Here is a 10,271-nt window from a genome sequence, read left to right as displayed (position 1 = left end):
GAAACCATCATTAGTGAATGGATCGAAACTGCCGGATTAGAAGGTCGGGCTATTCCACAACCCAAAGGTAAGCTGATTTACGCCTGATACATTCTCGGTTCGTCGTAGTGTTCTGCTGTTGTGCGCGGTCTTCCGAAGGATGACAGCGTGCCAAAGATAAGGAAGCCGCCGACGGTCGGTCCCATTCAACGGCCTCGCAGCCAAGTTTACGCAATCGCCCAAAAACAACAATGCCGAAACTATACGAGTACTTGGGGTTGGTAATCTTGTTCTACTCCAAGGAGCATGAACCGATTCATGTGCATGGCAAGTACCAGGGTAAGGAGAGCAAAGCAGAGATAATTTTTGAAAATGGTGAATTCGTTGAAGTAAGAATTGTGGATGTTAAAGGGAAAGAGCCGCTCGATGCCAAAAATTTGAAGAAACTCAAAAAGCTGGTAGAGGTTTATCACAAAGAAATCGTTGAGAAATGGGTTGCCTTCTTCGTTTACAACAAAACGATCGAGGCAGAACGGATAACCAAAAAGATTTAGACCATGGTAATTTCAATTGAAAAAGCTGAGTATAAAGGCGACTACCGCATCAGTTTCAGGTTTTCTGACGGATCTGAACAACTCATAGATTTTGGTGATTTTTTAAAAAATGCCAAAAATCCAATGACTCGTAAGTATCTGGATGAGGGTCTGTTTCAGTCGTTCACCATTGAATACGGGGATATTGTTTGGAACGACTACGAGATGTGCTTCCCCATCTGGGATTTGCACGAAGGTGAAATCTGAACGAGGGTGAAGAATACCGGACATCGTTTCATAAGTAAAGATTTTAGACATGAAAGTACTCAACACAGAGCTTCCCGACGAAGTAGAGCTATACGAAGCAAAAATGGTACTAGCCGCGTCCGGTTCGTCGTAGTGTTTCATGAGTTGTTGTGCAGGGTCTTCCGAAGACTGACCCTTTACCAAAGATGAGAGGGCCGCGACGGTCTAACCCATTCCAAAGTCCACGCTAACAATAGAAAGTCAACAGCCCGCAGCCAACTACCTACTCAAGATACCGCGCCACCCCGCCGCCGCTTGATCCATTTTTCTACCTCTACCGCCCCAAAAATAAGGCTTGAAACACCCAGGCACGCGCCTAGTTCTCCCCAGTTCAGCGCCTGGGTATGGAACATATTCTGTAAGAAGGGGACGTAAATGACCGCTAGTTGTAACAGGATGGTAAAGGCCACAGCCAGGGACAATTGTTTATTGCTGAGGAGTCCCTGCCGGAATAAGGAAACCTTATCGCTGCGGATGGCCAGGGCGTGACCCAACTGGCTCAATGAAAGCACGGTAAAGACCATAGTCTGCCATTTAGGGTTGTCCAGCCGCATGCTGACGACCTGAGTACCCAGACAAATGATTCCCATCAGGATACCCACCCAGGCGATGTGAATCACCAGGCTGCGATTGAATATTCCCTCCGCCGGATCGTGAGGCGGGCGCTGCATGGTGTTTTTTTCTACGGGCTCAGCGGCCAGGGCCAGGCCGGGCAGACCGTCCGTCACCAGGTTGATCCACAGGATGTGGATCGGCAGCAGGGGGAGGGGCAGGCCCAGCAGGGGTGCCAGAAAGAGGGTCCAGATTTCGCCCGTATTGCTGGTTAGCGTGTATTTGATAAACTTCCTGATATTGTCGAATATCCGCCGTCCTTCGCGCACCGCTTTCAGAATAGTGGCGAAGTTGTCGTCCAGCAAAATCATGTGGGAGGCTTCTTTGGTCACGTCCGTGCCCGTGATACCCATCGCTATCCCGATGTTGGCCTTCTTCAGGGCCGGGGCATCGTTGACCCCGTCGCCCGTCATGGCAACAAATTGGTCTCTTTTCTGGAGAGCCGTCACGATATTGAGCTTCTGCTCGGGTGATACCCGCGCGTACACTTTGATGGATTCTACCTCCTGCTCAAACTCTTCGGGTGACAGCTTGCCCAGCTCTTTGCCAGTAATTACCTTGTCGCTTTCTTTCTGCAAGATACCTACCTGGGTCGCAATGGCTTTGGCCGTAGCCGGGTGGTCACCCGTAATCATCACGGGGGTAATGCCCGCCGCGAAACACTCGGCGATAGCGTCCTGCACAGCCTCGCGGGGCGGGTCGATCATGGCGGCCATGCCCACAAAGTCCAAATCAGATTCGGCCGTGTCGGGATTGTGATCCTTCAGAAGAGAATCCATCACCTTATAGCTGTACGAAATCACCCGCATGCCCTCATGGGCCAGCTCCTCGGCCCGCCGTAGGATTGGCCCCGCTTCCTGAACGGAAACATCGTCCATTGCTTCCGAAGCGCCTTTGGTAATTACCAGGTACTTGTCCCCAAACTCATGAATCGTGGTCATGCGCTTGCGGGTAGAGTCAAAGGGTACTTCATCGGCCCGGGGGTACTGCTCTTCCCAATCCTGCTCATAACCTTCCTGCTGCCGGACGTACTCCACCAGAGCAATTTCCGTAGGGTCACCCAGGTAGTTACCTTCTTCATCCTTATTGACGTCATGGTTCAAGGCCATGCAGAGCAGCAGCAGTTGTTCTTTGGTCAGGTCGGTCCGTTCGGGTAGTACCATATCATCGGGCTGCCAGGTTTCCTGAACGGTCATCTGGTTTTGGGTAATGGTCCCGGTTTTGTCCGAACACACGTAGGTCACCGAGCCCAGGGTCTCCACCGCCGGCAGTTGCCGGATCAGAGCGTTTTGCTTTGCCATCCGTTTGGCCCCCAATGCCAGCGCGATGGTCACTACTGCGGGCAGGGCTTCGGGAATAGCCGCCACGGCCAGCGAAATAGCCGTCAGCAACATGCGAAGCGGCTCCTCGCCACGCAGCAGGCCCACGCCATACAGCAACGCACAAATTACGATGACGGCAATAGATAGCTGCTTGCCAAAGGTCGCCAGGCGTTTTTGAAGAGGGGTTTCGCTGTCGCTTTCGTCGAGCATCTGCGCAATGCGCCCCATTTCGGTTTCCATGCCAGTCGCTACCACTACCCCTTCGCCCCGACCATCCTTGACGATGGTACCCTTGTAGGCCATGTTGACGCGGTCGCCGAGGGGAGGATCTTCGTCGGTAATTGGTTCGGTCGTTTTGGTTACGGCTTCCGACTCTCCGGTGAGGGCGGCTTCCTCCACTTTGAGTGCCGCAGCCTCGTACAGTCGTAAGTCGGCAGGTACCAGGTTACCCGCTTCCAGCAGCACGATGTCGCCCGGCACCAGTTCGGTAGCCTCCACTTGCTTTTCGGTGCCTTCGCGGCGTACCACCGCCTCAGGGGCCGACATGTTGCGCAGGGCTTCGATTGCCTTCTCGGCCCTATATTCCTGCACAAAGCCGATGATGGCATTCAGTACCACAATGACCAGGATCACGATAGCATCGCTGCCCTCGCCCACCAGCAACGATACCACGGCCGCGGCCAGCAGGATCAGAATCATGACGTCCAGAAACTGATTCAGGATCAGCCGCCAGATCGACTTCCCGGATTTCCCTTCCAGTTCATTGGCCCCGTGCTCACCGAGCCGCTGTCTGGCGTCCTCATGCCCGAGGCCTTCTTTTTGGGTAGTTAGTTCTTCAAATATCTCCTTGTGGGTAGCGCTGTGGTAGTTCATTTATGTGGGGAGCTGAGTGCTTGGTAGTGGTAAAGGCAAAGATACGCCGCGCTCATAGCAGCGTAATGCTCGCCGGGGAATTGTACGATCCGCTGGATCAGGAGCCACCCTACGGAAGACCACCTACCGCTCCTGTTAAACCTAGTTTCTGATTATTTCCGCTTTACCGGGCGGGCCCAGTCCTTTGTCATGGCATAGGGCAATTCCCACACGGTGCCCTGGCTGTCGCCAAAGTACATATGCGACGGGCTGAACTTACCCGGATCGCCGTCGGCCCAGAAGTAATAGAATGGGTCGTGACCGCCTACTACTTTCCGAACGTAATTATGGTTGCGGGGGCTATTGCGGGTAATCTGCCTGGCGCGCGCCCAGGTTTTGCCTTGGTCGGTACTTTTCCATTGCACCACTTCGCCACCGCCGCCCCAGGGCTGGGGCGTATTTTCGGTCGGGGCCACTACCATCCACTCGTTGTCCTTCACGAACAAACTACCCATGTCGTAATTGTGGTCGGAAGTCGCGACGGGGTAGTTTTCCCAGGCCGAGCCGTTCCAGTGGGCCACTTCCCATTGCCGAAGGCCGTTCTCTGGGCCGGGCTGATGGCCGGGACCGTGGAGGTAGAGGGCGATGGGGTTTCCGTTACTGTCAAAATCCACATCTTTGAGATACACGTTTCGCCCCTGACTGAAGTACTCCTTCACCAGCGTCGGCGAAGCCATATCTGTTACCGGAACGGCTACCTCTTTTCCGTCGGCGGTAGTCCAGGTTTTGCCCATGTCGGTGGTTTGCAGATAGTGCAGGTTAGTCCGCTGATCGACGTCGCCATTGGGGTGCCAGTTAAAAAAAGTCACAACTTTCTCGCCCACCTGCCCGCTGATTTGGTAGTGCCCGGCGTTTTTGTCTTCGGGGCGCTTGATGCCTGCCAGTTTCTGATCTTCGGTCCAGGTGACGCCGTCGGGGCTGGTTTCGAAGTAGAGTTCCCGCACGCCGGAGTACTTGGTGAACAGGTTCAGGAAACCCTGGCCCGGAATGTATTTGGGCTGGGGGTAGGTCATCGTTTCCTCCGTAATTTGGTCGAACCCGTCGATGCTGTACGGCTGCTCGCTGCGGTACTTGAAACCAGGGCGGCCATTGCCACGGCCGCTTACAAATACCCAGATGTAGCCATTCTCGTCCAGGGCCACACTAGGGTTGTCGTGCGGGTCGTCCACGCCTTTTTTGTCGTAAACCACTGTGGGGCGTGAAACCTTCTTTTTCTTGTGATCATAACTACCGATCATGCAAAGCAAATAGCGATCCTGCTCGCCAGTGGTGCCTCCATACACAAAGAAAGTTTTATTCACCTTCGGGGCATAGACTGCCAGCGGAACGTGCTTGGCGGTGTAAGTACCCAGGCCGCCCGAGTACTTATCGCCGTACTCGGAAAATTGGCCCAGCGTAAACCAGATTCCCTTGTAGCCATCGGCCTTCTGGTTATTACGGCCAGGTTGGTCTTCGGCTTTTTGGGAAAAAGCAAACTGGATTGAAATGAGAAAGAAAGTACCTGCCAAAAGAGTCTTCATGAAACCGGATTAAGAATTACGCGAACTATAGGATAAGAAATCAAAGATTCGTCACGACTTTTCTACCCCCCTTCATTCAAGCGATTTTCAGCTAAACCGCAATTATCGCTATCTTGACAATATGAAAACAGAAAAAGAAAAGATGCTCGCCGGGGAATTGTACGATCCGCTGGACCGGGAGCTTTCGGACGACAGACTCAGAACCAGGTTGCTGATTAAGGAACTGAACGACACAAGAGAAGATGAGGTGGAAGAAAGAACACGTATCCTGAAAGAATTGATACCCGATGCCGGGGCGAACCTGTGGTTGCAGCCACCCTTTTATTGCGACTACGGCAGCAATATGAAGGTGGGCGATAAGGTATTTTTCAACTTTAATTGCGTGGTGCTGGATGTAGCTCAAGTTACGATCGGCAGCCGAACCCTGTTTGCACCCAATGTACAGGTGTACACGGCCACGCATCCCATCAATCACGAGGAAAGGGCTTCCGGTCTGGAATACGCCAAGCCAATCGCCATCGGCGAAGATGTTTGGGTGGGCGGAAGTGCCGTCATTTGTCCGGGTGTAACGATCGGCGACCGCAGCGTTATCGGCGCGGGCAGCGTGGTGACTAAGGATATCCCGGCCGATGTTTTTGCTGCTGGAAATCCCTGTAAAGTGATCAGATCACTGACGCCGGATGAATAAGGTTTTTTTCTCGAGAATAAACTACCACAAAAAGGGTCGGACGCAGGAAAGGTGATTCTACCCTTCCTGCGTCCGACCCTTTTATCAATCATCTGTACTGCTTTTACGGAAGCAATACACGGTCGATTACATGTACTACGCCATTGGTAGCTAGCATGTCGGCCATAAGTACCTTAGCGGCCTGAGTACTTCCCTTGCCCTTAACGGTGACGCCACTGCTGACATCCACGGCAAGTTGACCGCCACCGGCTGCTGCCACATTTCCGGTTGCCAGAGTTGGACTGAACGCACGGCCGGGAAGGACGTGATTAAGAATTACAGCCGCAAGTGTTTCCGCCGGAGCCGCCTGAATCGAGGCAATGCTTGGAAAACCAGCGGCGATGAACGCTTCGTTGGTTGGGGCAAAAACAGTAAAAGCACTGCTGGTAGATGTGAGCGAACTGACTACTGCGGGATTGCTCGTGGCGGCACGGGTGGCGGCCGCAACCAGGTACGTCAGATTGGGATTTCCCTGAGCGATCTCTAGCAGGTTCCGGGTTGGAGGCATCATGACCCGGTCGATCACGTGGATTACGCCGTTTTCAGCCTGAATGTCGGTCTTCGTTATCCGGGCGTTGTTTACTGACACGCCCGAAGAAGCGGCAAGTTTGCTGATGTACACATTGCCACCTTGCAGGGACGGTATCACCACGTTTTTATCCACCGTGAAAGCTGAGGCAGGAATCCTGAATCCCAACACGTGGTACAGTAACACTGATTTTACAGTACTTGTCGGCAGAGCTCTTACCGCCGCTGCATCCGCAAATCCCGATGCCTGGAAAGCGGCGTTGTTCGGGGCTAATACAGTCAGGTTACCCTGACGAAGATCACCCGTCAGTCCGGCATACTCAAGAGCGTCTCTCAAAATGGAAAAGTCGCTATTGGCCGTCACAACGTCGGCCACGGTTTGTATGCGGGGAGGATCGACGGTGTTGTCCGTACAAGCACCCAGGAAACCTATCATTAGCAGTGCCATGCTTGTTTGCATAATTCTGCGCGTCAACTTATTTGCTCTTTTCATAAAAAAAATTGATTGGTTTTGTAAATAAAATCATTTTCGTTTGAACCCGGTGCGAATCGATAAGTTTCTACAAAGCTTAAAAAATTAATCGTCGATTGTAGTTTCTTGGAACTTAGTCGTCAGTCCAATGTATTTGAAAGTCATAAAATCGACATACTTGTATTCATCGCTCCAGCAAATCAGGTAGTAATCGTCCGTAAAAAGAGTATGCCATCGCTAACACCTACCTGGTACTGTTCGGCTGAATTCTGAATGTCAGGTTGAGGCCCATGATCTGAGATTTAACCTCACGGCATTGTCCCTGGGCGTAGGTGTAGCGCGTCTTTTTGCCGTCGGGCATCACGACATCGTACGCTCCGGCGGCTACTTTTTGCACCGCACACATTTCCCCATAGCGATCGGAGTAGATTTGCTTCATGTTCAGCGGTTCCCGGTAATAAAGGCTGGTCACGGTGTGGTTGATGGGATGAAGTATCCGTGCTATTTCTTTGGCATCGGCCTGGTCATCGACAAAAGTCACCCGATAGCGGTCAGAAGTATGGACGGTGTTGGTTTTTTCTTTGAGCTTTCCATTCACCTCCTGGCTCGACATGGACGTTTTCAGCACCCCATTTTCAAATCGGTTTTCACTTATGTACACCACATCGTACAAAAAAGTATTGATGGCACCCCTTACCCGTAAGTGATCAGCCCCCTCGCCCGAACGGGAAGGCGTAATCGTCAGTTGACCTACGGTGCGCCCGGCAAGCAAAATATCGTAAACGATGGCTTGGCCCGTAGCTGGCAGGTGAAGCAACATTAACCCAAACGCCAAAGTAGTAATCAGTTTTTTCACGAGAAAATTGGGGTTGGTGTTGTCTTCAAATCGATTCTCCCAAACTGAGTTCCCAGCTATTCAACGGAGAAAATTCACGCTATCAAAGACCGGAACAATTGCTGTGGCGTAGTTTCTTCAAACGAAGCGAGGTCAGCCATAGTACAAAGCCTTTCTTTTTAATATGCTGCCTTGCAATGATCTTACCACGAATAAGTACTTTGGGTGAAAGATCTTATTTCTAGATTTTTACTATTTTCTTAGTCGCCATTCTGGCAAGAAGCCATTGAGAATTCGTCGTCTGCTCCATTCCCAAAAATTTAGAAGGTACCGCTGGCTGGCAGGAGTCCTGCTTTTCGTAGCGGTGAGCTTATGCTTCGACGCTGCTTTTCCATTTCGTCCCCGGGTCCCCTACTCTACCCAAATCCTGGCGGCGGATGGGACGGTCCTTCATGCTTTCCTGAGTAAGGACGACAAGTGGCGGCTGCAGACCGAGGTGGCGGAGATTACCCCGCTGCTTCGCAAAACGCTCATTCATAAGGAAGACCGTTTTTTCAATTGGCATCCGGGCGTCAATCCGTTGGCGCTGGGGCGGGCAGCCTTTCGTAATCTGTTCACCGGGCGGCGTACTTCCGGGGCTTCCACCATTACCATGCAGGTCGTACGGTTGCTGGAACCGCGCGAACGTACTTACGTCAGTAAGTTCCTCGAAATTCTTCGCGCTTTCCAGCTAGAACTACATTATTCAAAAACCGAAATCCTGCAACTGTACCTCAACCTCGTGCCCTATGGCGGCAACATCGAGGGTATCAAGGCGGCCTCGCTGCTGTACTTCGGTAAGCCGCCGCAGTTACTGAGCCTGGCCGAGATTATGGCTTTGGCCATCATCCCCAATCGCCCGTCAAGCTTGCGCCCCGACAGGCATCGAGCTAACCTACTGATCGCCCGCAACGAATGGTTGCGCCGTTTCGAGGGGGAAAATCTTTTTGAGAAAAGCATCATTGAGGACGCTCTGCGCGAACCGCTGGAAGTAATACGCCGCGCCGCGCCGCGCGAAATCCCCCACCTGGCCCTGCGGTTGAAAAGCGAATTCCCCGACGCGCCGACCATCTATACCGCCATTCGCCCCCAAAAGCAGCGACAAGCGGAGGAGTTGGTGAAAAACTACATCAATCGGCTGCGGGGTAAGAATATTCACAACGCGGCGGTGCTGGTTGTCAACAACGAAACCGGGGCGGTGGAAGCATACGTCGGCTCGGCGGATTTTGCCAATCCCTACGACGGCGGACAGGTGGATGGCGTACGGGCGGTGCGCTCGCCGGGAAGTACTTTGAAGCCGCTGCTGTACGCCACCGCTTTTGACAGAGGATTGCTCACGCCCAAAACTATCCTCAATGACGTGCCGACCAACTTCGGCGGTTACGAGCCGGAGAATTTCGACCAGCGATTCAACGGCCCGGTGACCGTGGAGTTTGCGCTGGCCAATTCGCTCAACGTTCCGGCGGTGAAGGTTCTGCAGGAAGTCAGCACACCCGTGCTGGTAGAACAGTTGAAAAAGGCGGATTTTCAAACGGTGCGCAAGCAATCGCAGGATTTGGGGTTATCGCTGATTCTGGGCGGCTGCGGCGTGACGCTGGAAGAACTCACGCGCTTATTCGCCGCCTTCGCACGAGAAGGGAAAGTGCGTCCGCTGACCTTTGGCTCGCCCACTGCATTGCCCGAAAAAAGCAAAATCGCAGGCAGCGAAATCGTCTCGCCCGGCGCGGCTTTCATGATTACTAATGTTCTCACGCAAATCACGCGGCCCGATCTCCCCACTAATTTCGACAACACCTACCACCTGCCACGCATCGCCTGGAAAACGGGTACTTCCTACGGCCGTCGCGACGCGTGGAGCGTGGGCTACAACCAGCGTTACACGGTAGGCGTGTGGGTAGGGAATTTTTCGGGGCAGGGCGTTCCCGAACTCAGCGGGGCCGAAACAGCCACGCCGCTGCTGTTTTCCATTTTTAACAGTCTCGACTACAATTCACCGAAAGGCTGGTACCGCGCCCCCGATGCGATGGCGGTACGGCAAGTCTGCGCCGCGAGCGGCGACATTCCGGTGGAGTTTTGTACTAATAAAATCGTGGACTACCACCTGATGGGCGTGTCGCCCTACCGCCGTTGTGGACACCGAAAGTGGGTTTTTACCGATGAAGCGGGAAAGGTTTCCTACTGTCCGTATTGTTTGCCGAGTGGGGACCGGGGCCACGGTGGCTACGTCAGGCGATCGTATCCAAATTTTGCGCCCGAGTTGATTGCCTATTATGAATCGAGAAAACTACCCTATGAAAAAGAGCCGCCGCACAATCCTGCCTGCGAGCGCGTGTTCCGCGATGGCGCGCCACTTATCGTGAGTCCGAATCAGGGCAGCGAATACTACCTCCGCACCGATGAGCCACAGCAACTACTGCTGAGCTGCCAGGCGGCGAATAATGTGGAGGAAATTTTTTGGTACGTCAATGATAAACTCTACCAAAAAA

General features: G+C 53.1%; 8 protein-coding genes. 4 read left to right on the top strand and 4 right to left on the bottom strand.

Annotated elements, in window-relative coordinates; translation table 11 throughout:
- The first annotated feature begins 230 nt into the window (after positions 1–230).
- Together ACEW8P_RS21000 and ACEW8P_RS20995 are read left to right on the top strand one after the other, a co-directional pair.
- The gene (locus ACEW8P_RS21000) at positions 231–533 is read left to right on the top strand and encodes a DUF4160 domain-containing protein (RefSeq protein WP_373515032.1); all 303 of its coding nucleotides are present in this window, start codon (positions 231–233) and stop codon (positions 531–533) included.
- Between the two features lie 3 nt (positions 534–536).
- A complete protein-coding gene (locus ACEW8P_RS20995; protein WP_373515031.1) occupies positions 537–779 on the top strand; it encodes a DUF2442 domain-containing protein in 243 nt (80 codons plus the stop codon).
- Positions 780–1,045: 266 nt separating this feature from the next.
- On the opposite strand, the gene ACEW8P_RS20990 is transcribed toward ACEW8P_RS20995, so the two are convergent.
- Entirely contained in the window at positions 1,046–3,625 is a 2,580-nt protein-coding gene (locus ACEW8P_RS20990) for a cation-translocating P-type ATPase (RefSeq protein ID WP_373515030.1), read from the bottom strand.
- Positions 3,626–3,777: 152 nt separating this feature from the next.
- Positions 3,778–5,184 carry a BNR-4 repeat-containing protein gene (locus tag ACEW8P_RS20985; protein ID WP_373515029.1) on the bottom strand — a complete coding sequence of 469 codons (1,407 nt, stop codon included), beginning with the start codon at positions 5,182–5,184 and terminating at the stop codon, positions 3,778–3,780.
- A 121-nt stretch (positions 5,185–5,305) separates the two neighbouring features.
- On the opposite strand from ACEW8P_RS20985, the gene ACEW8P_RS20980 reads away from it, so the two are divergent.
- On the top strand, positions 5,306–5,872 hold the full coding sequence (locus ACEW8P_RS20980) for a sugar O-acetyltransferase (protein WP_373515028.1): 567 nt from the start codon (positions 5,306–5,308) through the stop codon (positions 5,870–5,872).
- A gap of 103 nt (positions 5,873–5,975) precedes the next feature.
- Here ACEW8P_RS20980 and ACEW8P_RS20975 read toward each other — a convergent pair whose 3' ends face one another.
- Entirely contained in the window at positions 5,976–6,899 is a 924-nt protein-coding gene (locus tag ACEW8P_RS20975; protein ID WP_373515027.1) for a fasciclin domain-containing protein, read from the bottom strand.
- Between the two features lie 256 nt (positions 6,900–7,155).
- Positions 7,156–7,767, bottom strand: a complete 612-nt coding sequence (locus tag ACEW8P_RS20970; RefSeq protein WP_373515026.1) for a DUF6134 family protein — start codon at positions 7,765–7,767, stop codon at positions 7,156–7,158.
- Between the two features lie 265 nt (positions 7,768–8,032).
- On the opposite strand from ACEW8P_RS20970, the gene pbpC reads away from it, so the two are divergent.
- Positions 8,033–10,271 (top strand): penicillin-binding protein 1C (gene pbpC / locus ACEW8P_RS20965; protein ID WP_373515025.1); only part of this gene is annotated, 2,239 nt, incomplete at its 3' end.

Source organism: Persicitalea sp. (assembly GCF_041751555.1).
Taxonomy (GTDB): Bacteria; Bacteroidota; Bacteroidia; order Cytophagales; family Spirosomataceae; genus Persicitalea.
This window is presented reverse-complemented; position numbering and strand designations above follow the sequence as displayed.

Coding starts and splice junctions, on each gene's coding strand:
- ACEW8P_RS21000 (WP_373515032.1), top strand. CDS start 231: ATGCCGAAACTATACGAGTACTTGGGGTTGGTAATCTTGTTCTACTCC.
- ACEW8P_RS20995 (WP_373515031.1), top strand. CDS start 537: ATGGTAATTTCAATTGAAAAAGCTGAGTATAAAGGCGACTACCGCATC.
- ACEW8P_RS20990 (WP_373515030.1), bottom strand. CDS start 3,625: ATGAACTACCACAGCGCTACCCACAAGGAGATATTTGAAGAACTAACT.
- ACEW8P_RS20985 (WP_373515029.1), bottom strand. CDS start 5,184: ATGAAGACTCTTTTGGCAGGTACTTTCTTTCTCATTTCAATCCAGTTT.
- ACEW8P_RS20980 (WP_373515028.1), top strand. CDS start 5,306: ATGAAAACAGAAAAAGAAAAGATGCTCGCCGGGGAATTGTACGATCCG.
- ACEW8P_RS20975 (WP_373515027.1), bottom strand. CDS start 6,899: ATGCAAACAAGCATGGCACTGCTAATGATAGGTTTCCTGGGTGCTTGT.